The sequence below is a fragment of the Leifsonia tongyongensis genome (assembly GCF_010686705.1).
GTDB classification, from domain to species: Bacteria; Actinomycetota; Actinomycetes; order Actinomycetales; family Microbacteriaceae; genus Diaminobutyricibacter; species Diaminobutyricibacter tongyongensis.
Genome location: NZ_JAAGWY010000001.1, coordinates 677664 through 699503 on the forward strand (window position 1 = coordinate 677664; position 21840 = coordinate 699503).

The following is a 21840-nucleotide window of genomic DNA, read 5'->3' on the forward strand; positions in this document are numbered from 1 at the left end:
GGGACGCCCGAACGGGGGAAGACCGGATCGAATCTGAGTATTGCATGAATGCAGAATCGGTCATACGTTGACACCAACCGGTCGGCCGGCATCCGTCGGCCGCCACAATGCAAACGGTCAGGAGATCCTTGATGCGCAAGAAAGCACTCGGAGTGTCCCTGGTAGCGGTCGCGGCACTCGTCGCAGCGCTCACGGGCACAGGAGCGGCAACCGCCGCACCCGCCTCGAAACCCATACCGAACTCGACACCAGGTTGGCTGAACCACGGCAAGAACCTGGGTGCCGCTTCGCCGAACGGGCCCGTCGACGTGCGTGTCTACCTCGCACCGAACGGAGGACTCGACGCGCTGAAAGCCGCGGCGACCTCCGCGTCGAAAACCCACCACTACCTCACCCCGGCGCAGTATCACGCGAAGTTCGACGCGACAGCCTCGACCGTCAGCGCGGTGAGCGGATGGCTCACGGGAGCCGGACTGAAGGTCAGCGCGGAGGCCAACAACCGCTATCTGGATGTCTCAGGCAGCGTCGGCGCTGCGAACAAGGCGTTCGGCGTCACCCTCTCCAACTTCACCCACGACGGACTCTCGGTGCAGGCACCGACCGGCGCGGCGAGCGCGCCTGACGCCGTCGCCGCATCCATCATCGCCGTAGCGGGCCTCGACACGACGGTGAACACCGTCGAGCCGCAGACGCAGAAGCCGTCACCGCCCAGCGCTGGGTTCCGTAACGCGCAGGTGTGTTCGCACTGGTACGGGGACTCCACTCCGGCCAACACCCCCACGCCGGATGGCACGGTCCTGCCGCAGTTCAACGGGGCGACGCTGCCCTTTGCACCGTGCGGGTACACCGGTCCCCAGCTCCGCAACTCCTATGAGGCAGGCGCAGCAGCCGGCCTCAACGGCAGCGGAGTGACCGTGGCGATCACCGACGCGTACGCATCGCCGACGATCGAATCCGACGCCAACCGCTATGCCACCGACAACGGCGACAAGGCGTTCACCGCTGGCCAGTACTCGCAGAACCTTCCCGGTTCGTTCATCCAGGTCAACGCCACCAAGTCGGCGCACCAGTGTGACGCATCCGGATGGTACGGCGAGCAGACGCTCGACGTCGAGGCCGTCCATGCGATGGCGCCGGCTGCGAACATCCGCTACTACGCCGGAAAGAGCTGCGAGGACAAAGACCTCCTCGACACGTTCACCCGTATCAACGACGAGAACATCGCGAATATCGTGACGAACTCGTGGGGTGGCGCGGGCGACGCGGTTCCACCGACGCTGCTGCAGGCCTACGACGTGGCGTTCCTCCAGGGCGCTGTCCAGGGAATCAGCTACGTGTTCTCCACCGGCGACAACGGCGACGAGGTCACCCGGCTCGGAACACCGCAGACGGACTTCCCCGCATCCGACCCGTACGTGACGGGCGTCGGCGGAACCTCGACGGCGATCACCCAGGCGGGTGTCACCGGTGAGACCGGCTGGCAGACCACGAAGTACGGGCTCTCCGGTGGTGCATGGAAGGTGACCGTTCCGTTCCTTTACGGAGGCGGCGGCGGGTACTCGTCGAACGTTCCCGAACCCGACTACCAGGTCGCGGCCGGCATCCAGAGCCCGAACGGTGGCCGCGCGCTGCCCGACGTGTCGATGGACGGCGACCCGACGACCGGCATGCTGATCGGACAGACACAGTCCTTCCCGGGCGGCGCCGCGTACGGCACCTTCCGGATCGGCGGCACGAGCCTCTCGTCGCCACTGTTCGCCGGCATGACGGCGCTGAAGATCCAGGCCAGCGGTCACGGCCTCGGCCTCCTCAACCCGCTGATCTACTCCGACCACTCGGGATTCCACGATGTGACCGGTGCGGGGATCGATGCGGGCAACATCCGGGTCGACTTCGTGAACGGGCTGGATGCGACCAACGGGTACGTCTACACGGTGCGTTCGTTCAACACGGCGAACACCACCCTGAAGGTCGGAACCGGATGGGACAGCGAGACCGGCTGGGGCAGCGCCCGCGCCGGGTGGCTCACCGCAGTGCAGTAAGTTCCTGAAACGGGAGGGGTCCGGCGCGTTGCCGGGCCCCTTTCGTGTGGCCGCCAGCTCGGCGCGCGTGCCCGCCAGCTCGGCGCGCGTGCCCGCCAGCTCGGGACATCCCCGCCAGCTCGAGCGGGCGGGGATGTCGCGACGTGGCGGGCACGCGTCGGTTGAGCGTCAGGATGCGGATGCGCTACACGGCGTACGAGCCGACGAGCCGCACCGCGCCGCCGTCGACACCCTTCGCGCCCTGCTCGAACCTGTCAAGGTCGCGAACCGACGTGGAGATCGTCCCGACCGTCCACGACGGGATGCCGTCGGCCGTGAGGGCGGTGGCCACCGCATCCGCCGCATCCGGTGCGACGACCGCGAACATGCCGATACCCAGGTTCCACGTGCCCTCGCTCGACTCGAGGGTCGAACCGGCGAGATCGCTCAGCACGCGGAACACCGGAAGCGGCGACCAGGTGGAACGATCGACTTCGACCCAGGAACCGCGCGGCAGCACCCGGGCGAGGTTGGCGGCGATGCCGCCGCCGGTGACATGGCTCAGCGAGTGGACCGCGCCGGCCAGTGCGGGATCGCCGAGAACGCGCAGCAGCGGGCTCGTGTACAGCCTTGTCGGCTCGAGCAGCACTTCGCCGACGACGCCGCCGAACTCGTCGGACCGATCGGCGAAGCCGATTCCGCTCTTCGACAGGATGTGCCGGACCAGGGAGAAGCCGTTCGAATGGAGTCCGGAGGATGCCAGGGCGACCACCACATCGCCGTCGCGCACGCGGTCTGCGCCGAGGACCGCATCCGCTTCGACAGCGCCGACCGCGGCGCCGGCGACGTCGTAGTCGTCCGGGCCGAGGAGTCCAGGGTGCTCAGCCGTCTCGCCGCCGACCAGGGCGGTGCCGGTCTCGGCGCACGCGCGGGCGATGCCGGCGACGATGTCGGCGATACGTGAGGGGACGACCTTGCCGCACGCGATGTAGTCGGTCATGAACAGCGGTTTCGCCCCGACGACGACGATGTCGTCGACGACCATGCCGACCAGGTCCTGTCCGATGGTGTCGTGCTTGTCGATCGCCTGCGCGATGGCGACCTTCGTGCCGACCCCATCGGTGGAGGTTGCGAGAAGCGGATGCGCGAACTCCTTGAGCGCAGAAACGTCGAACAGGCCGGCGAACCCGCCCACGCCGCCCAGGACTTCGGGCCCGTGGGTGCGCGAAACGGCGGACTTCATCAGCTCGACGGCGAGGTCACCCGCGGCCGTGTCGACACCGGCTTCGGCGTAGGAGGAGGTGGCGGATGCGCGCTGTTCGGTCACCGTTCAAGAGTACCGGCCCGGAATGCGCACCCTTGCGCCGGGCGCCGGTGCTGGATTCACGCCGCCGCACTACTTCGGCCCGAGCGCACTCGTACGACTTAGTGCGCCGGGGACGAACACGTGCGGCGAGACGCAACGCGTGCGAGACGCAACGCGTACGAGACGCAACGCGCCTTGGGCTACTCCTGGCGGCCGGGGTCTCCGAACGGCAGCTGTCCGGACTGGGCGAGCGCACGCTCGCGCAGCTCCGACGCGTCGAGGATCACGTCGAACTCGGCATCCGGGCCCGGGTCGCGGCCGCCAGCCGCAACGCTCTCCGGGTCGACGGCTGCCGGCCGCTCGAGCAGGTTCTTGCCGAGATGGTGCGCGTCAGGCAGCGGGATCGGGTATTTGCCCGTGAAGCATGCGGTGCAGAGGCGGTCGCGCGGCTGCTCGGTCGCGGCGATCATCCCGTCTTCGGAGAGGTAGCCGAGCGAGTCGGCACCGATCGACTGGCGCACCTCGTCCACGCCGAGACCGGTCGCGATGAGTTCGGCGCGCGACGCGAAGTCGATCCCGTAGAAGCACGGCCAGGTGATGGGCGGGCTCGAGATCCGCACATGGACCTCGGCGGCCCCCGCTTCCCGCAGCATCGACACGAGTGCACGCTGGGTGTTGCCGCGGACGATCGAGTCGTCGACGACGACCAGGCGCTTGCCTTTGATGACCTCTTTCAGCGGGTTGAGCTTCAGTTTGATGCCGCGCTGGCGGATGGTCTGCGACGGCTGGATGAACGTGCGGCCGACATAGGAGTTCTTGACAAGGCCCTGACCGAACGGGATGCCGCTCGCCTGGGCGTAGCCGATCGCGGCGGGGGTGCCCGATTCGGGCGTCGGGATGACCAGGTCGGCTTCGATCGGGTGCTCCGCGGCCAGGCGGCGGCCCATCTCGACCCGCGCCTCGTGCACTCCGCGGCCGGCGATCGTCGTGTCCGGGCGCGCCAGGTAGACGTACTCGAACACGCAGCCCGCGCGCTTCTCTTCGGCGAACCGCTGGCTGCGCAGCCCGTTCTCGTCGATGGAGATCAGTTCGCCCGGCTCGACTTCACGCACGAAGCTCGCTCCGACGATGTCGAGCGCCGCCGTCTCGGAGGCGACGACCCAGCCCCGTTCGAGGCGGCCGAGCACCAGCGGGCGCACACCCTGGGGGTCGCGCGCCGCGTAGAGGGTCGTCTCGTCCATGAACACCAGGCAGTACGCACCGCGCAGGCGGGGAAGCACCTCGACCGCGGTCGCCTCGAGGGTGTGGTCGAGGTCGCCGGTGAGCAGCGCGGTGACGACCGCGGTGTCGGTCGTGTTGCCGCGGGAGAGTTCGCCGTCGGTCTGCGGGTAGCGCTCGTGGACGAGCTGCAGGAGTTCGGCGGTGTTGGTCAGGTTGCCGTTGTGGCCGAGCGCCACCGTGCCGCTGGCGGTGCGGCCCAGCGTCGGCTGTGCGTTCTGCCAGCTGGATGCGCCGGTCGTCGAGTAACGCGTGTGCCCGACGGCGATGTGGCCGGTGAGGGTGTTCAGCGCGTTCTCGTTGAAGACCTGCGACACGAGCCCCATGTCTTTGTAGATCAGGATCTTTTTGCCGTCGCTGGTCGCGATGCCCGCCGACTCCTGGCCGCGGTGCTGCAGCGCGTAGAGGCCGAAGTAGCTGAGCTTGGCGACTTCTTCGCCGGGGGCCCAGACCCCGAATACGCCGCAGGCGTCCTGCGGGCCTTTCTCGCCTGGCAGTAGATCGTGACTGAGAAGACCGTCGCCTCCGGACAAACCGGATACCCCTAACTCTCGATGGGATTGATTAGCTCTCGATGGGATTGTGGGTGTCGTCGCTCGTTACGCGCACGTCGAGTCTATCGGCCTGAACCGTCTTGGCCCGCTTGTTCGTAGCCCGATCGAGAGCGAGTGCGACCACCGAGCCGACCGCGACGCCGACGGCGATCGCCGCGACGAGCAGAAAGCCGAACACCTGCGCCCGGCTGTACGTCGGGTTCTCGGGAAACGCGAACGTGAGCACGAGCGCGACCAGTGCGAACACGACCACTCCGGCGAACATGAACCGGAAATACCGCGGCGAGCGCCGGACGGTCACCGTGTCTTCGGTGACAGTCGCCTGCTCGTCGGGGGTCTCGCTCATGGGTTCCATTCTCCCCCATCGAAGCTGGGAGCGGAGCGGATGGGCGGGGACGATGGGCGGGGGCGCTACGACACGCCCGCGACGCGCAACGGGATGAGGGCGGCGAGGTCCGCACGCTGCCCGGATGCGTGGACCGCGCCAGCAGCCACAGCGTCATCCCACGTGCCGCGCCCGGTGGCGAGCGCGAGCCAGGTCACCGCATCCATCTCGACGACGTTGGGCGGAGTTCCGCGCGTGTGGCGCGGACCCGGGATGCACTGCACGGCGCCATAGGGAGGCACCCGCACCTCGACCGTGTTGCCGGGTGCGCGCTCGGCGAGCAACTGCAGCAGGTACCGCACCGCTGTCGCGAGCGAACGGGTGTCGGATGCGTCGGCCAGCGCGGCCGTCACCGCCACCGACCCGACGTCGTCACCGATCCTCGCGCGTGCCATGGCACCATCCTGCCAAAATCCGCCTCCCCACCGCGCGGGCCCTAGTCTGGTGGCGTGAAGATTCTCGTTCTCGGATCCGGTGCCCGCGAGCACGCCATCATCACCGCACTCCTCAGCGAGGAAGCCGGGCATGAGATCATCGCCGCCCCCGGAAATGCGGGCATCGCGCGGGACGTCCCGGTGATCGCGCTCGATCCGCTGGACGCGCAGGTCGTCGCCAATTTCGCGATCGAGGAGAACATCGAACTCGTCGTCATCGGTCCGGAAGCCCCACTGGTCGCGGGCGTCGCCGACGGACTCCGAACCCGCGGCATCCCCGTGTTCGGGCCCGGCAAGGCCGCGGCACAGCTCGAGGGCTCGAAGACGTTCGCCAAGCGGATCATGGACGAGGCGGGTGTCCCGACGGGCCGGGCGGTCCGCGCGGCGACCCTGCTCGAGGTCGAAGAGGCGCTCGACGCGTTCGGCGCCCCGTATGTCGTGAAGGCGGACGGCCTCGCGGCGGGCAAGGGCGTGATGGTCACGGAGGACCGTGAAGCGGCTGTCGCACATTCGACCTACTGGCTGGAGCACGGGTCGGTGCTGGTCGAGGAGTTCCTCGACGGCCAGGAGGTCTCACTGTTCCTGATCAGCGACGGGCACAACGTGCTCCCGCTTTCGCCTGCCCAGGACTACAAACGGCTGCTCGACGGTGACGCGGGGCCGAACACCGGCGGGATGGGTGCGTACTCGCCGCTGCCGTGGCTCCCGGAGACATTCGTCGACGAGGTGATCCGCACGATCGCGGTGCCGACGGTGCGCCAGCTGGCGAAGGAGCAGACGCCGTTCATCGGACTGCTGTACTGCGGCCTCATCGTCACGAACCGCGGAATCCGGGTGATCGAGTTCAACGCCCGGTTCGGCGACCCGGAGACGCAGGTCGTGCTCCCGCGCCTGGTGACCCCGCTGTCCGAGCTGCTCTTCGGGGCCGCGACGGGCGCGCTGGCCGGGGTTGCGCATCCGGAGTTCGCGCTCGACGTCGCCGTCACCGTCGTCCTGGCGAGCGAGAACTACCCCGAGACGCCGATTACCGGCCGCGTCATCACCGGGCTGGATGCGGCCGCGGCGGTCCCCGAGGTCACGATCGCGCACGCCGCAACCGCTTTCGACCTCGCGACCGGGTCGTACATCGCGACCGGCGGCCGCGTGCTCAGCGTGGTCGCGCGCGGCACAACGTTCGCCGAGGCGCGCGCACGCGCGTATGAGGCTCTCGACCTCATCGGTCTCGAGGGCGGCCAGTACCGAACCGACATCGCCGCGCGCGTCGCCCGCTGAGCATCCGCCCCGCCTCCCCGCGTCCCCCGCGGGCGGGTCGATGACCTGGCACTTGTGGTCGTTTTCCGGCGCGTAGAACGACCACGAGTGCCAAGTCGCCGCTGGCTTTCGGGCCAGGCTGACGAGCGCGAAGTGCGAGGTGGGCGCCTTGCGCGCGCTAGAGGTAGCGGGCGACGAAGGCGTTCGTGAAGACGCCCTCGGGGTCGAAGGTGCGCGCCAGCGAGCGGAAAGCGTCGAGCCGCGGGTAGAGCGACGGCACGATCCCGTCGCGGTCGAGGTAGAGCTTGCCCCAGTGCGGTCGCGCGCCGAGCGGCAGCAGCACCGCCTCGAGGGCCGGCAGCACGGCTTCGACACCCGCCTGGTCGCGCACCCAGGTGAAATGCAGGCCGACAACGTCGGTCCCGTATGCGGAGCTCAGCCAGAGTTCGTCCGCGGCGACGGTGCGGATCTCGCTGACGAGCAGCAGCGGTGCCACCACCGCCGCGATCCTCCGGACGCCTTCGATCGCCTCGCCGATCCGTGCGCGCGGCACGAGGTACTCCGACTGGATCTCGGCTCCGTTGCTCGGCGTGAACTCGAAACGGAAGTGCGGCAACCGCTCGTTCCACGGGCCGGCCACACCGAGCTGCTCGGTGGTGTTGCGCACATCCATGGTCTCGATCATGTGGCGGGGCGTGGTGAGTGCGGATGCACCGAAGAAGTCGTCCTCGATGCCGCTCGGGGCATCCGCCCGCTCCTTCACCCAGGCCAGGGCGACAGTGGGCTCATCCCAGGTCGTGAACAGGCTGACCGAGTACGCGCTCGACGTGATCGAGTCGAACTGCGTCGCGACCGCCTCCCAGGGGAGGCCGGCGAACAGGCGCTGGGATGCGTCGAAGCTGGGCTCGATGTCGAGCGTCACCTCGACGACGACCCCGAGTGCGCCGAGCGACACGACCGCGCCGTCGAAGCCGGGTTCCCCGCGCCGCAGGTCCACGAGTTCACCGTCGGCGCGCAGGATGCGCAGCCCGCGCACAGCCGTGGCGAGGTTGCCGTTGCGGTCGCCCGAGCCATGCGTGGCGGTCGCGACAGCACCGGCGACGGAGATGTGCGGGAGGGATGCGAGGTTGTGGAGCGCCCAGCCCGCCTCCTGGAGGTGGCGCGCGACATCCCCGTAGCGCATCCCGCCGCCGACCGTGACCGTGCGCTGCTGTTCGTCGATGCGGACGGCCGGGGGAAGCGCGGCGGTGCTCACGAGCAACTCGGCCGAGTCGGCCAGCGCGTTGAACGAATGCCTGCTGCCGAGGGCGCGGACTTTCGTCGCACTCCCGATCGCCTCACGCAGGTCGTCAAGGGAGCCGGGCGCCGCGATCCGCGCAGCCCGGTACTCGTAGTTGCCTGCCCAGTTGAGCTCGCCCATCGTGGTCCTTCCGCTGCGCCGTCGTCGTGCGTCCAGTCTGTCATCCGTGAATGTGAACGTGCGCATCCGGAGCGGCTGACGCTGCCGCACGCGTTGTGATCCAGCGCACGCGTACGTACGAGTGCGGTCGAACGGAACGCGTGCGCTCGATCACAACGCGTGCGGTCGAACGGGTTCGGTCGAAGAGAACGCGTGCGCGACCGCGCAGCGGGGTCAGGCGCCCGACGACCCCGCAGCGCCCGCGTACCCGGGATGCGCATCCGGCGACAGACCTCCGCCCGCCGAGAGCTTCGCCAGAAGTCCGGCGAGTTGAACCTGCTCGTCGGCCGTGAGAGCCGCGAGCACCGCGCGCTGGTGCGATTCGGCGATGACACGGAGTGGGGCGAGCAGGGCCTGCCCGGTCTCGGTGAGCGACAGCTCGTAGTTGCGGCGGTCACGTTCGGAGCGCGAGCGCTCGACGAGTGCGCGCTGTTCGAGTGAGTCGAGCAGCGGCACGATGCGACTCGGCGTGGTCCCGAGCCTGGTCGCGAGCTCGCGCTGGCTGATCCCCGGGGTGTGGCCCAGCACCCGGATGGCGCCGGCGTCGCGGGGGGTGAGACCGAGTTCGGCGACGCGCTCGGCGAAGCGGTCGGCCGCATCCGCGCCCAGCTGCGCGAGCAGGAACGCTGTGCGGGGCGGCGCTGTTCGCGGGGGCGCGGTGCGCGGAGGCAAGGGTGCGGCGGCGGGTTCGGTCACGACACCAGAATACAGCCTTGCCGAAACAATTACAGTGTGTAATCATTTCTATGTCTAACTAATTCGGAGGAATCATGGACCCCGCACCCACCACCCCGCATCGATCGCGTTCGGGCGGTCCCCACCTCGGCGTCCTCGCCATCGTCTCCACGGCGCTCGTCGTCGTCGGCCTCATCGTCGCCGCACTCACCGGCGGCCAACCGTACATCTCGCCGTTCGCCGGGGCGGATGCGGTTTCCGCCTACGCGCAGCAGAACTGGCCGAGCATCCGCGTGACCTCGATGATCCAGTTCGGGTCCGCCGTGCCGCTCGGCATCTACGCAGCCACCGCCTACGCGCGCCTCCTCCGCCTCGGCGTCCGTGTCCCCGGACCGGGGATCGGCTTCTTCGGCGGCATCACCGCCTCGATCCTGCTCATGGTCTCAGCGCTCGGCTCGTACGTCGTCAGCCGGCCCGACGTGAGCAGCGACCCGACCGTCGCGCTCGCACTCACGTATTTCGCGTTCATCACCGGCGGCGTCGGCTTCGTCACCGGCATGGGCCTGCTCGTCGCCGGGATCGCGGTCCCGTCGCTCATCCTGCACTTCGTGCCGCGCTGGCTCGCCTGGACCGGACTCGTCATCGCAGCCCTCGCGGAGCTCTCATTCCTCTCCATGGCGATCGAGCCCCTGCAATTCATCTTGCCGATCGGCCGATTCGGCGGGCTGCTGTGGCTGATCGCGGTCGGCTTCCTGCTGCCGAACGACCGACGCGAGGTGCGACGTGAGGGCACGGTGCGCGAAGACGACGCCGCGACAGCACGCGCCGAGGCCGACCTCTCATGACGAAGACGGCTTTCGTGCTCGGCGCGAACGGGCTGATCGGCAACGCGATCTGCTTCGCGCTTGGTGAGGCGGGCATCCGCGTGGTGCCGGCTGCTCGCGACGCCGGCAACCTCGACGCACTGCGCGAACGGATGCTCGCGGCCGGCCTCGACTGTCCCGCAACCGAGACGGTGGATGCGACCGACGACGACGCACTCTCCGCCGCCATCGCGCGCACCGCGTCCGACTACGGGATGGACATCGCCGTCAACAACGTCGGCCGCGGCCATCGCCCGGCTCCCCTGACGGAACTCGACCCGCGCGAATTCGACGACGTGGTGGCGATCAATTTCAGGGCTGTCGCCGTCGCGATGCGCAACGAACTGCGGGAACTGCCCGACGGCGGTGCGCTGGTCAACGTGGTGTCGAGCGCCGGAACGGGCGGGGCTCCGGGCATGTCGGCGTACTCGGCAGCGAAGCATGCTGTGGTCGGGCTCACCCGCACGGCGGCGATCGACTATGCCGCGCGCGGAATCCGGGTGAACGCGGTCGCGCCCGGGCCGATCGAATCGGGCCCGGTCATGAGCCAGCCCGCCGAGGTTCGCGCCGGGATCGGGAAGTACGTGCCCCTGGGGCGGATGGGGCGCGCCGACGAGGTCGCGGCCGCCGTGCTGTGGCTGGCGACCGACGGCTCGAGCTTTACGACCGGGTTCGTGCTGCCCGTCGACGGCGGCAAGCGCGCCTGACGCGGTCGGCCGCCGCGCAAGCGCCGAGAGTGCCCGTTCCGGTCGGGCGTGCCCGGCGGAACGCGCACTCTCGGCCGCACCTGACCGTTTCGCGAGCATCCACGTTTACTGACGATCCCCTGAAGGCGGTCGCGTTTCCCGGCGGACATTCGGGTTGGACTGCCTACGGTTCGATGTGCGTATTTTCCGATGGATCGTCGTGGCGGTCGTCGTCCTGCTCGTGGCGACCGGCGGCTACGTCTGGTACAACTACCAGCACTTCGTCTCCGGGATCACCCATGTCGACGCGATCAGCCACTCGAACGCGCCCGCGAAAGACCTCGACGGGGCCGACCAGAACATCCTCCTCGTCGGCGACGACCACCGGCCGGCCGGCGCGACCGCGCAGCAGCTGGCCGAACTCGGCACGACGGCCGACGGCGGCGGTACGAACACCGACACGATGATGGTCCTCCACGTGCCGGCCGACGGCCGCAAAGCGACACTCATCTCGTTCCCGCGCGACTCGTGGGTGAACATCCCCGGGTTCGGCATGAACAAGCTGAATGCGGCTTTCGCGTTCGGCAGCGAGAACGGCGGCGGGGATGCCGGGGGGGCGCGCCTGCTGATCAGCACCATCCAGAACCTCACCGGCCTCACCATCGACCACTTCGTGCGCATCTCGATGCTCGGCTTCTACGACGTGGTCAAGGCGCTCGGCCCGGTGAACGTGTGCCTGAACAACGCGGTGAACGACCCGTATTCGACCGTGAACCTCCCGAAGGGCGTCTCGACGCTGAACGCGCAGCAGGCGCTCGCGTTCGTCCGGCAGCGACACGGTCTGCCGAACGGCGACCTCGACCGCATCGTGCGCCAGCAGTACTTCCTCTCGGTGGAAGCGCGGCAGGTCCTGTCGGCGGGAACGCTCCTGAACCCGGTCAAGCTGCAGAATGTGCTGGATGCGGTCAGCTCGTCGATCCAGACCGACCCCGGGCTCGACCTCATCGCGCTCGCAGCCCAGCTCCACGGCCTGAGTGCCGACAACCTCTCGACGGCGACGATCCCGGTCAGCGGCACCCCGACGATCACGGTCGACGGCAACGATGTGTCGATCGTCCAGGTCGACACCGCGGCAATGCCGTCATTCATCCACAGCGTCGTCGGCAACCCGAGCGCCTACGTCAACGCCAAGGCGGCAGCACCCTCGACAGTCACGGTCACCGTCCTGAACGGAAGCGGTGCGGATGGTCGTGCCGCGAGCAACACGGCGACGCTCGCTGCGCTCGGGTTCAAGACCGGAACACCCGGGACGACGGCCACCACTCCGACGACGACCATCGAGTACGCGTCGGGTATGGAGTCCGCCGCGAAGGCCGTCGCCGCGCACGTACCCGGTGCGACCGTGAGCGCGACATCGTCGGTCAGCGGCGTGACCCTCGTGCTCGGAGCCGACGGAGTGCAGGCGACCTCGGCGAGCGCATCCACCGGCGGCGCATCCGGAACGTCGGGCTCGTCGGGCTCGCCAGGCTCGCCGGCACCCGCGCCCACGCCGTCCACGCCCGCGAAGACGTACGCCCAGGGTGCCTGCATCAACTGAGCGCTGCGCGCCCGCCCGTTCGGGCACCTTCTCGGATGTGCCCGCACGTTCGGGCAATGCCCGCCACCTCGAGGTGGCTGGGATGCCCCGACGTGGCGGGCTCACTCGACCAGGCAACGCTGCGGCGAGCGCATAGCATTGTGGCGTGAATCCGACATCCTCCGCCCTTCCCGGCTGGTCGCACGTCTACTCCGGCAAAGTCCGCGACCTGTACGTACCCGAGCAGGCGAGCGGGCTGGATGACGCAGCCGCCGTGCTCGTCGTCGCGAGCGACCGGGTCAGCGCCTTCGATCACGTGCTCGAGCCCGGCATCCCGGGCAAAGGCGAACTGCTGACCACCCTGAGCCTCTGGTGGTTCGACCAGCTCGCCGACGTGCCCAACCATCTGCTCGCCGATCATCGTCTCGACGGCGAGCGCGTCGTGGACGACATTCCGGATGCCGTGGCCGGCCGCGCCATGCTCGTCAAGCCACTCGACATGTATCCGATCGAGTGCGTCGTTCGCGGGTACCTGACGGGCAGCGGCTGGAGCGAGTACCAGGCGACCGGGAGGGTATGCGGGATTCCCCTTCCGGCGGGTCTCGCCAACGGTGACAGGCTGCCTGAGCCGATCTACACTCCCGCCTGGAAGGCACCGCTCGGCCAGCACGACGAGAACATCAGCTTCGAGCGGACCGTCGAGCTGGTCGGTCAGGATGCGGCCACCCAGCTTCGCGCCCTCTCGCTCGCGATCTACACGGAGGCCGCCGCCATCGCCGAGAGGCGCGGCGTGATCATCGCCGACACCAAGTTCGAGTTCGGCCGCGATCGCGGCACCGAGACGATCACGCTCGCCGACGAGGTGCTGACGAGTGACTCGAGCCGCTACTGGGATGCTGCCGCCTGGGCCGCCGGTGCCACCCCCGAGGAGCGGATGGCGAGCTTCGACAAGCAGATCGTCCGCGACTGGCTCGCTGCGAACTGGGACAAGAACGGTGTCCCGCCGGAGCTGCCTGCGAACATCGTCGAACGCACGGCCGCCCGCTATCGCGAACTTCTGGAGCGCCTCACAGGGGAATGACCCCGGGGAATGACCCCCGGCTACTGCATTTCCCGCCGACCACTACTGCACTCTCCCGTAACCGCGGGGCTCGCGCTTCAGGCGTTCCTACGCTGGAAGGCACCAATGCACACGCAAACAGGGGAGAGAGCCGTGCCTGCAATCGCGAGGACCCACACACCACCGGATGACGCCGCCTGGCAGAACCTGCAGGATGCGATCCTGCAGGAACGCTTCGACGACCTGCCGGAGCTGATGTCGGCAATGGACTTCGCAGCGTTCGCGGGAGAGTCCATCGAACTCATCCGCGACGCCATCAGGAACGGCGACATCGTGGCGACGAAGAAGGCCGGACTCGTCACCATCCCGAAGGTGGCGAACGAACCGCTGGTCCGCTACCGACTTCGGGAGAACCCGTCCGCGCGGATCGTGCCGCAGAGCGCCGCTCCCGGTATGCGCCGACTCTCGACGCATCTCGATCAGAGGGTGTTCGACCTGATCGCCCACTTGGTTACGAACACGGGCGCATCCGTCCGCGAAGTCGTCGAGGAGGCACTCGTCGCTCGCTGGGCGCCAGCGGCACGCTCCACCGACGAGGCACGAGCCGGCCACCCGCCTCGGCCTGCCTAACGGGTGTGAAATACCCGCGGGTCCGGCGACGTTCACGTAGATGTGAGTGAACTTCTGGCAGCCGACACGTCCATGGGAGCGGTGACGCTGCGCGTCGGCGACCTCGACCGAATGATCGCCTACTACCGCGACGGCGTGACGTTGAGCCTGCTCAGCCAGGAGGGCGGCATCGCGGTGCTCGGTCGCGGCACGACGCCGATCGTGATCCTGCAGCACGCGCCTGAACTGAAGCATGCGTCGCCGCACGAGGCGGGCCTCTTCCACACGGCTGTCCTCTTCGACACGGAGGAGTCCCTCGCAGCGGCCGTCCACTCGGTGGCACGCCTGGCGCCCGGAACGTTCACCGGGAGCGCCGATCACCTGGTGAGCAAAGCGTTCTACTTCTCAGACCCCGAAGGCAACGGAGTCGAGCTCTACTGGGATCGCGACCGGACCCAGTGGAGCTGGATCCACGGCCAGGTCGAGATGGCGACGCTCTACCTCGACCCGAACCGATTCCTCGCAGAGAACCTGACCGAGCGTGCGCAGACCGAGCAGCTCGGCGACGCACAGGTGGGACATGTTCACCTCGCCGTCGGAGACGTCGCCGCCGCCCGTGCGTTCTATGTCGACAGGCTCGGGTTCGAGGCGACCGCGAGCCTCGGCAGCCAGGCGCTCTTCGTCAGCGCCGGCGGCTACCACCACCACATGGCGATGAACACCTGGAACAGCCGGGGAGCGGGGCCGCGCACTCTCGCACTCGGCCTCGGGCAGGTCGAGATCCTGGTGCCGGGCACGGACGACCTCGGGGAACTCGCGGAGCGGATGCGCCACTACGGCGTCGACGCACGCGACGACGGTCGCTCGGTCAGTTTCGACGACCCCTGGGCGAACGTCGTGCGCGCGGTCGCAGCCGCCTGACCGCCGCTGCGCAGCGCGGGCGCCCGCTACATGCGGGGCGAGACCGCCACGCGCGGTCCGACGCCGGACGCGGCGAGCGCGAGCGCCTCATCCACGTCGGCCAGCGGCAGGATGCGCGTGACCTGCTCGGCGAACGGATACCGCGACCGCGCCTCGACCAGGAATCGTGCCGCCTGCTCCAGGTGCCGTGGAGCATAATCATGGACCCCACGGACCGTGAGGAGTCGCCGCACCAGCACGTCGGGGTCGAGCGGAACATCCGCGCCCGATGTCAGTGACCGCACGAGCACGATGACACCGCCGACGTCCACCGTCGACAGCAGGGTCCGCACGGCGGCAGGCGATCCCGACATGTCGAGTCCGACCGTGCAGGCGACACCCCGCCCACCTGCCCGCGTGATCGCCGTTGCGAGTCCCCCGGGGGCGTCCGGAGCGACCCGCGGGTCGGCGACTGCCTCAGCGCCGAACTCGAACGCCGTCTCGCGCCGCTCATCGACGGGGTCGGTGACCACGACATGCGCGCCGGCCTCCGTCGCCATCGCCGTCGCCGTCAGGCCCAGCATCCCGGCGCCCGTCACGACGACGACCGCCCCATCGAGGACGGTGATCTCCGCTGCCGCTTCGATCGCGGCAGCCACGGTCGCCGTCGCACACGACGCCGGCGCGAGCACGGTCGCCGGCACGTCGTCCGGCACCGCAACCATGGGGGTGCCGGCGAGAACGTGGGCGTGGGTGGCGAATCCGCCGGAGAGTTCCCAGCCCCGGCGCATCCGCTCATGTCCGTACCGCTGGAGGTTGACGCACTTCTGGCCGAGGCCCCGGCGGCAGCGCACGCAGCGTCCGCACGGCACCGAGACGGACCACACGATCCGCTCGCCGAGGGAGACGCGGTGCCCGTCGGTGGTCTTCGCGCCGCCCTGGCCGAGGGCGATCACGCGCCCGACCTGCTCGTGGCCGAGGATCAGCGGGGTCGGCGCGCTCCGGTGGCCGAGCACGGTGTGCACGTCGGACCCGCAGACCGTGGCGAGTTCGATCTCGACGAGGACATCCCCCGGACTCAACCGCACGCCCGGCACGGCGACGGCCTCGTGCGCATGGCCCTCGCCCGTCCACACCATCGCGGTCGCGGACGGGAACACTCCCACCCCCTTGCCGGCACGCGCCGGGGCTTCCAGCACGCGGGGGGTGACCGCCCTACTCGTCAAAGCCGAGCAACGCGGGAAGTTCGGCGATGCTGCCGATGACCGCGTCCGCTCCGGCGTCGCTGAGCGTCGCCTCGTCGTGCGCTCCGGTGAGGACCCCGACCACAAGGCCGGCGCCCGCAGCGATGCCGCTCTGGATGTCCGACGCCGTGTCGCCGACGACGACCATGGATTCCACACTCGTCGCCCCGGTGCGCAGCAGCGCGGTGAGGGGAAGGTCCGGATACGGGCGTCCGCGGCCCGCGTCGGCCGGGCTGAGCACGACGTCGACGGACTCCTCCCAACCGAGCGAACGGATGATCGCCCGAGTGGTGGACGGCGAGAACCCGGTGGTGAGTGCGACTTTGACGCCGGCGTCACGGAGGAGGGCGATCACCGCCGCAGCTCCGGGGACGGCCGTGGCGCCGTCCTGCCCCACGAAGTCGGCATAGGCGTTCTCGAAGACGGCGTTCGCGTGCTGCGCCTGGTCTTCGTCGCCGGTGAGCGAACGGAACACGGCGATCTTCGACTGGCCCATGGTGTCGCGCACGTACTGCAGCGCGATCTCGCGCTCCTGAGGCGTCTCGCCGATCCCGGCCTCGTCGGCCGCCCGCACGAAAGCCTTCTCGACGAGCCCGTCGTCGACGACCGTCGTCCCGGCCATGTCCAGGACCACCAGTTCGAGGTCGACGTCGCCGTCGTCATCCGCCTCGTCGTCGTCCTCGCGGCGGGCCTCGTCGATGTCGGTCACGTCGAACTCGTCGAACTCGTCGTACTCGTCGTCGTCATCCCCCGCGCCGCCGGATGCGGCATCGACGGCTTCGTCGATCTTTCCGGCGTCGTCGAATTCCGACGTCAGGATTCCGTCGTTCGTCATGGTGGTGCCTTTCTATGCGGTCAGCGTGCGGAGAGCGATGTGGTCGGCTCGCTCAGGCGCTGGGCGCTGGTCGAGGAGTAGAGCTCGTCGACGACGCGCTCGGCCAGTCCGAGCCCGGTGGTCATCCCGATTCCGGTCGTCACGGAGACGACGCGCACATCCGGCAGCGGCGATGCGACGAGGAAGTCCTGCGGAGCCGACGCGTAGACGCCCTGCCAGCGTTCGCGCACCCGGAGGTCGCTCACACCGAAGAGGTCGCGCGCGAGAGCGAGCAGCGCGTCGAACGCCGGCTCCCCCTGGAACGGCTCGATACCGTCGCCGCGGTAGTGGGTGTCGCCGATGATCAGGCCGCCGTCGGGGCGCTGCGTGTACATCTGGTTCAGGTCGAGGGCAGCGAGGTCGGGATGCTCGGCGAGGAGTCGGGCGCGAAGGGCGGCGGCCGACGCGGTGCGGGTGAACCCCGCGTAGCGGACGAGTGACCAGCCGGTGAACAGGGGCGAGCTCAGCGGGCCGTCGAGTTCCGCATCCACCAGGAGCATGTCGAGGCCGCAGCGCTGGATCCCGTGGGTTTCCGCGATCACCGGGAACAGCTGGTCGACGTCGTGGTTGACGGCGACGATCACGGTGTCGGCGATGAAGGGCCCGCGTGCGGTGTGGACGCGGCCCCGCTCGACACCGAGCACCGTGGTCGTGAAGTGGAAGTCGACGCCTCCGGCGCGCAGCCGGCGGGCGATCGCCCCGGCGGCTTCGCGCGGGTCGACCTGGAGGTCGCGCGGGAGCCACGCGCCCGAGTGGATGCGGTCCGCAGCGACAGGGACGCGTTCGCGCACCTGGCCGGCGTCGAGGAGGACGATGTCGTCGGGCCCACGCAGGTCGCGGAACTCTTCGAGGACCGATGTCTCGTCCTCCGCCTGTGCCACGACGACCGTTCCGGTCTCGCGGAGCCAGAAGCCCGCCTCCGCCGCGAGCGCGAGCCACAGCTCGCGGGACTCTTCGCCGTATTCCCGGGCGAGGCCGTCCTGCCCGGTGAGGCAGAGATGTCCGAAGTTGCGGATGGAGGCGCCGAGGATTCCGGCTGCCCGGTCGAGCACGACGACGGACAGTCCGCGCCTGCTGGCGGCGACCGCGTGGGCAAGGCCGACGATTCCGGCACCGACGATGGCGACATCGTAGTGACGCCGGCTGTTGCCTCCCATCGCCCCGATCCCCTCTCGCCTCGCGTATGCAAAACGCTAAGCAGACCGGGCGAATCGCGCGCCAACCGATGGTTACCGTGAGGTGAACGGATGCGCACATCCGGCCTGCGCCCCGCCCGGGTGTTGCGTAAACGTGACGGTCGGCGAGATAATGCAACACGTGACCGTCGACGACAACACCAGGGAATTCGATCCGGACATCGTCACCGACTTCAGCAGGCGGATGAGCTACGGCTCCTACCTCGACCTCGACGTCCTGCTGAGCGCGCAACGTCCGGTCAGCACGCCGGAGCATCACGACGAACTGCTGTTCATCATCCAGCACCAGACCACCGAGCTGTGGCTGAAACTCGTGCTGCACGAGCTCCGTTCGGCGCGCGACCTGCTGCGCGCCGACCAGCTCCAGGTCGCCCTCAAGCGGATCGCGCGGGTGAAGCACATCCAGAAGACCCTTACCGAGCAGTGGTCGGTGCTGGCGACGCTCACGCCCACCGAGTACGCCGAGTTCCGCGGTTTCCTCGGCAACTCGTCCGGTTTCCAGTCGTACCAGTACCGCGCGGTCGAGTTCGTGCTCGGCAACAAGAACAGGCGGATGCTGAGCGTCTTCGAGAGCGACCCGGCGGCTCACGCGCTTCTCACCGAACTGCTCGAGCAGCCGAGCGTCTACGACGAATTCCTGCGCTACCTCCACCGCGCAGGCTTCGCCATCCCGGCGTCGGTGCTCGACCGCGACGTGACGCAGGCGCACACGTTCACGCCCGAACTCGTCGAGACGTTCCGCGGCATCTACGAGAACGCGACCGAGCACTGGGCCGAGTACGAGGCCTGCGAAGAACTGGTCGACCTCGAGGACAACTTCCAGCTCTGGCGGTTCCGCCACCTGAAGACGGTTCAACGCACGATCGGCATGAAGACCGGGACGGGCGGCTCGACCGGCGTGACGTTCCTGCAGAAAGCGCTTGAGCTGACGTTCTTCCCGGAGCTGTTCGCGGTGCGGACCGAGATCGGCGCCCCGGGACCGGCGGGAGACTGACGTGGTCGCCGACGGGTTCACGCTCGGCGTCGAACAATGGTGGTCGGGCGGCTGGCGGGACCGCACGGTCTTCGTCGCGGCCGGCGGCCGCCTCCATGCCGTCGGAGGACGAGACACGGACGCCGACGTCGAACTGCCGGGAACCCTCTTCCCGCGTCTCGTCGACCACCACGTCCACCTGGGACTCATCGACCCGTCCGCCCTGATGGCCGGCGGGATCACCGCGGTCACCGACCTCGGCTGGGTGCCGTCCGAGTCGGCACGCCTGCGCGACGAGAGCGGAGCGCCCAGCTCAGGCCTTCCTGAGGTGAGCATCGTGGGCGCGCTTCTCACGTGCCCGGGCGGCTATCCGACGCAAAGCGGGTGGGCTCCCCCCGGCGCGTGGGTGGAGGTCGGCGATGCAGCGGATGCGCGGGTCGCGGTCGACGCGCAGGTCGCGGTCGGCGCATCCGCCATCAAGTTCACGATGAACAGCGAAGCGGGCCCGGCGCCGTCGGATGAACTGGCGTTCGCGATCGTCGCCGCCGCGCACCAGGCGGGACTGCCTGCCGTCGTCCACGCGCAAGGTGCAGGACAAGCGCGGCGGGCATTCAGGGCAGGCGCCGACCGCTTCGCACACACCCCGTTCTCGGAACGTCTCGACGACGACCTCATCCGCAGCATGGCCGACGCCGGAACCGAATGGATCTCCACGCTCGACATCCACGGCTGGGGCACCCCGATCGGCGAATTCAAGCTGGCGACGGACAACCTGCGCCGCTTCGCCGACGCTGGGGGCCGCATCCTGTACGGAACCGACCTCGGGAACGGCCCGCTGCGCGTCGGCGTGAACGGCCGGGAACTGCTCGCACTGGCAGCCGCAGGACTCGATCGCGACACGCTCGTCGCATCCATCGCCGGCGACCGGCTGACGACCGCCATCGGCCCGCGCTTCGCCTGGGCGCCGGGCCGACCGCCTGCAGACCCGGCCGCCGCAGCGCACTGGCTCACCACATGCCGTGGGCTCACGGTCGACAGCCTCACCCACTGAACCCGCCAACCCGCCCGACCGCCGCATCCGCAACGCCTGACCCGTAGCCCCCGCACCACAGGAGGACCGCAATGACCGAACCGACACCCGACCGCCCCGGACAGCACGCCGTCTCGACGGGCAGCGTCGACCCCCATCTCGGCTACGCGAGGCGGATGGACCGCAGTGACGGGCTCGCGCACTTCAGGCGGCAGTTCCACGGTATCCCGCAGGCCTCGGATGCCGGCGACGGCGGAACGGGGGGCTCGAGCGCCTCCGACACGGGCGGCGTCGTCGCCTACCTCGACGGCAACTCGCTGGGGCGGCCGACCCGTGCCAGCCTCGAACGCATCCAGCGGTTCCTGGCCGAAGCGTGGGGTGGCCGGCTCATCCGCGGCTGGGACGAAGAGTGGATGGAGCTCCCGTACACGATCGGCGATGCGCTCGGACGCGCGGCGATCGGGGCCGCTCCCGGGCAGGCGTTCATCGGAGACTCGACCACGGTCATGCTCTACAAGCTGGCCCGTGCCGCCGTCGATTCGCAGATCGCCCGGCGTGGAGACGGCCCGTTCCGCACCGAGATCGTCGTCGACACCGACAACTTCCCGACCGACAGGTACGTGCTCGAAGGCATCGCGCAGGAGCGCCGGATGACACTGCGCTGGATCGAAGCGGACACGGCCGGCGGCGTCACGCCGGAGCAGGTGGCGGCCGTCGTCGGGCCGCAGACCGCGCTCGTCCTGCTGAGTCACGTCGCCTACCGGTCCGGCTTCATCGCCGACGTGCCTGCCATCACGAAGATCGCGCATGACGCCGGCGCGCTTGTTCTCTGGGACCTGTGCCATTCGGCCGGGTCCGTGCCCGTCGAACTCGACGCCTGGGGTGTCGACCTCGCCGTCGGCTGCACCTACAAATACCTCAACGGTGGACCGGGCTCACCCGCGTTCGGCTACGTCAGGGCCGGACTGCAGGATGCGCTCGCGCAGCCGATCCAGGGGTGGATGGGAACCCGCGACGTGTTCGCGATGGGGCCGCGCTACGTGGCCGGGGAAGGCATCCACCGCTTCGTCAGCGGCACGCCCGCCATCGTCGGGATGCTCGCCATGCAGGACACGATCGCGATGATCGAGCAGTGCGGTATCCAGGCGGTGCGCGACAAATCGGTGGCGCTCACCGAGTTCGCGATCGCGCTCGCCGACGACTGGCTCGCTCCGCTCGGAGTCACCGTGGCGAGCCCGCGAGACGCAGCCAGGCGCGGAGGCCATGTGACCCTCAACCACTCCGCCATGCGCGAGGTGACGGCCCGGCTCTGGGAGCAGGACGTGATCCCCGACTACCGCGACCCGTACGGGCTGCGCATCGGACTGTCGCCGCTCAGCACCAGTTTCGAGGAGACCTACCGAGGGCTGGCAGCCGTGCGGGACACGTTGCGCGCGGAACTGCTGCACCGGTCAGGGCTCGGGTGA

20 protein-coding genes are annotated in these 21840 nt (G+C 69.3%); 11 read left to right on the forward strand and 9 right to left on the reverse strand.

What is annotated here, in order from left to right; all coding sequences use genetic code 11:
- The first annotated feature begins 131 nt into the window (after nt 1-131).
- Entirely contained in the window at nt 132-2042 is a 1911-nt protein-coding gene (locus G3T36_RS03190) for a S53 family peptidase (RefSeq protein WP_163287955.1), read from the forward strand.
- A 184-nt stretch (nt 2043-2226) separates the two neighbouring features.
- On the opposite strand, the gene purM is transcribed toward G3T36_RS03190, so the two are convergent.
- The 4 genes from purM to G3T36_RS03210 form a co-directional block, all read right to left on the reverse strand.
- Nucleotides 2227-3348: a phosphoribosylformylglycinamidine cyclo-ligase gene (purM, locus tag G3T36_RS03195; RefSeq protein WP_163287956.1), complete on the reverse strand. Its 1122-nt coding sequence runs from the start codon at nt 3346-3348 to the stop codon at nt 2227-2229.
- A 179-nt stretch (nt 3349-3527) separates the two neighbouring features.
- Entirely contained in the window at nt 3528-5138 is a 1611-nt protein-coding gene (gene purF / locus G3T36_RS03200) for an amidophosphoribosyltransferase (protein ID WP_163287957.1), read from the reverse strand.
- A gap of 31 nt (nt 5139-5169) precedes the next feature.
- Nucleotides 5170-5505, reverse strand: a complete 336-nt coding sequence (locus G3T36_RS03205; RefSeq protein WP_240148239.1) for a hypothetical protein — start codon at nt 5503-5505, stop codon at nt 5170-5172.
- 65 nt (nt 5506-5570) lie between these two features.
- Nucleotides 5571-5939, reverse strand: coding sequence for a sterol carrier family protein (locus G3T36_RS03210; RefSeq protein WP_163287959.1), 369 nt, complete (start codon nt 5937-5939; stop codon nt 5571-5573).
- 54 nt (nt 5940-5993) lie between these two features.
- On the opposite strand from G3T36_RS03210, the gene purD reads away from it, so the two are divergent.
- Nucleotides 5994-7250, forward strand: coding sequence for a phosphoribosylamine--glycine ligase (purD, locus tag G3T36_RS03215; protein WP_163287960.1), 1257 nt, complete (start codon nt 5994-5996; stop codon nt 7248-7250).
- Between the two features lie 157 nt (nt 7251-7407).
- On the opposite strand, the gene G3T36_RS03220 is transcribed toward purD, so the two are convergent.
- Together G3T36_RS03220 and G3T36_RS03225 are read right to left on the reverse strand one after the other, a co-directional pair.
- Nucleotides 7408-8649 carry an FAD-binding protein gene (locus G3T36_RS03220; RefSeq protein WP_163287961.1) on the reverse strand — a complete coding sequence of 414 codons (1242 nt, stop codon included), beginning with the start codon at nt 8647-8649 and terminating at the stop codon, nt 7408-7410.
- Between the two features lie 213 nt (nt 8650-8862).
- A complete protein-coding gene (locus G3T36_RS03225) occupies nt 8863-9384 on the reverse strand; it encodes a MarR family winged helix-turn-helix transcriptional regulator (RefSeq protein WP_338031436.1) in 522 nt (173 codons plus the stop codon).
- Between the two features lie 74 nt (nt 9385-9458).
- Between G3T36_RS03225 and G3T36_RS03230 the strand changes: the two genes are divergently transcribed.
- The 6 genes from G3T36_RS03230 (at nt 9459) to G3T36_RS03255 (ending at nt 15078) form a co-directional block, all read left to right on the forward strand.
- Nucleotides 9459-10208, forward strand: coding sequence for a hypothetical protein (locus tag G3T36_RS03230; RefSeq protein ID WP_193570850.1), 750 nt, complete (start codon nt 9459-9461; stop codon nt 10206-10208).
- Nucleotides 10205-10933, forward strand: coding sequence for an SDR family NAD(P)-dependent oxidoreductase (locus G3T36_RS03235; RefSeq protein ID WP_163287962.1), 729 nt, complete (start codon nt 10205-10207; stop codon nt 10931-10933). Before G3T36_RS03230 ends, G3T36_RS03235 begins: the two co-directional genes overlap by 4 nt.
- A gap of 175 nt (nt 10934-11108) precedes the next feature.
- Complete coding sequence (locus G3T36_RS03240) at nt 11109-12509, forward strand: LCP family protein (RefSeq protein WP_338031437.1); 1401 nt, start codon at nt 11109-11111, stop codon at nt 12507-12509.
- Nucleotides 12510-12654: 145 nt separating this feature from the next.
- Complete coding sequence (locus tag G3T36_RS03245) at nt 12655-13569, forward strand: phosphoribosylaminoimidazolesuccinocarboxamide synthase (protein WP_163287964.1); 915 nt, start codon at nt 12655-12657, stop codon at nt 13567-13569.
- A 132-nt stretch (nt 13570-13701) separates the two neighbouring features.
- On the forward strand, nt 13702-14178 hold the full coding sequence (locus tag G3T36_RS03250; RefSeq protein ID WP_163287965.1) for a hypothetical protein: 477 nt from the start codon (nt 13702-13704) through the stop codon (nt 14176-14178).
- A gap of 72 nt (nt 14179-14250) precedes the next feature.
- Nucleotides 14251-15078, forward strand: coding sequence for a VOC family protein (locus G3T36_RS03255; protein WP_163289047.1), 828 nt, complete (start codon nt 14251-14253; stop codon nt 15076-15078).
- Nucleotides 15079-15104: 26 nt separating this feature from the next.
- Here the strand turns inward: G3T36_RS03255 and G3T36_RS03260 are convergent, their stop codons facing one another.
- Genes G3T36_RS03260 through G3T36_RS03270 form a run of 3 tightly spaced genes read right to left on the reverse strand, consistent with a single transcriptional unit; the run spans nt 15105 to nt 18332 of the window.
- Nucleotides 15105-16217 (reverse strand): zinc-binding dehydrogenase, encoded by a 1113-nt coding sequence (locus G3T36_RS03260; RefSeq protein ID WP_338031438.1) that lies wholly within the window; start codon nt 16215-16217, stop codon nt 15105-15107.
- Nucleotides 16218-16272: 55 nt separating this feature from the next.
- Nucleotides 16273-17136 (reverse strand): phosphonatase-like hydrolase, encoded by an 864-nt coding sequence (locus tag G3T36_RS03265; protein ID WP_163287967.1) that lies wholly within the window; start codon nt 17134-17136, stop codon nt 16273-16275.
- 20 nt (nt 17137-17156) lie between these two features.
- Nucleotides 17157-18332: a TIGR03364 family FAD-dependent oxidoreductase gene (locus tag G3T36_RS03270; RefSeq protein ID WP_163287968.1), complete on the reverse strand. Its 1176-nt coding sequence runs from the start codon at nt 18330-18332 to the stop codon at nt 17157-17159.
- A 160-nt stretch (nt 18333-18492) separates the two neighbouring features.
- On the opposite strand from G3T36_RS03270, the gene kynA reads away from it, so the two are divergent.
- From kynA to G3T36_RS03285, 3 genes are all read left to right on the forward strand, one after another.
- Nucleotides 18493-19365, forward strand: a complete 873-nt coding sequence (kynA, locus tag G3T36_RS03275) for a tryptophan 2,3-dioxygenase (protein ID WP_163287969.1) — start codon at nt 18493-18495, stop codon at nt 19363-19365.
- Nucleotide 19366: 1 nt separating this feature from the next.
- Complete coding sequence (locus G3T36_RS03280; RefSeq protein ID WP_163287970.1) at nt 19367-20395, forward strand: amidohydrolase family protein; 1029 nt, start codon at nt 19367-19369, stop codon at nt 20393-20395.
- A 71-nt stretch (nt 20396-20466) separates the two neighbouring features.
- Nucleotides 20467-21840, forward strand: coding sequence for a kynureninase (locus G3T36_RS03285; protein ID WP_163287971.1), 1374 nt, complete (start codon nt 20467-20469; stop codon nt 21838-21840).

Bases quoted from the DNA above. Each gene is read 5' to 3' on its own strand.
- G3T36_RS03190 (WP_163287955.1), top strand. From the start codon at position 132: ATGCGCAAGAAAGCACTCGGAGTGTCCCTGGTAGCGGTCGCGGCACTC.
- G3T36_RS03205 (WP_240148239.1), bottom strand. From the start codon at position 5,505: ATGAGCGAGACCCCCGACGAGCAGGCGACTGTCACCGAAGACACGGTG.
- G3T36_RS03210 (WP_163287959.1), bottom strand. From the start codon at position 5,939: ATGGCACGCGCGAGGATCGGTGACGACGTCGGGTCGGTGGCGGTGACG.
- G3T36_RS03220 (WP_163287961.1), bottom strand. From the start codon at position 8,649: ATGGGCGAGCTCAACTGGGCAGGCAACTACGAGTACCGGGCTGCGCGG.
- G3T36_RS03230 (WP_193570850.1), top strand. From the start codon at position 9,459: ATGGACCCCGCACCCACCACCCCGCATCGATCGCGTTCGGGCGGTCCC.
- G3T36_RS03235 (WP_163287962.1), top strand. From the start codon at position 10,205: ATGACGAAGACGGCTTTCGTGCTCGGCGCGAACGGGCTGATCGGCAAC.
- G3T36_RS03255 (WP_163289047.1), top strand. From the start codon at position 14,251: ATGGGAGCGGTGACGCTGCGCGTCGGCGACCTCGACCGAATGATCGCC.
- G3T36_RS03265 (WP_163287967.1), bottom strand. From the start codon at position 17,136: ATGACGAACGACGGAATCCTGACGTCGGAATTCGACGACGCCGGAAAG.
- G3T36_RS03270 (WP_163287968.1), bottom strand. From the start codon at position 18,332: ATGGGAGGCAACAGCCGGCGTCACTACGATGTCGCCATCGTCGGTGCC.
- G3T36_RS03285 (WP_163287971.1), top strand. From the start codon at position 20,467: ATGACCGAACCGACACCCGACCGCCCCGGACAGCACGCCGTCTCGACG.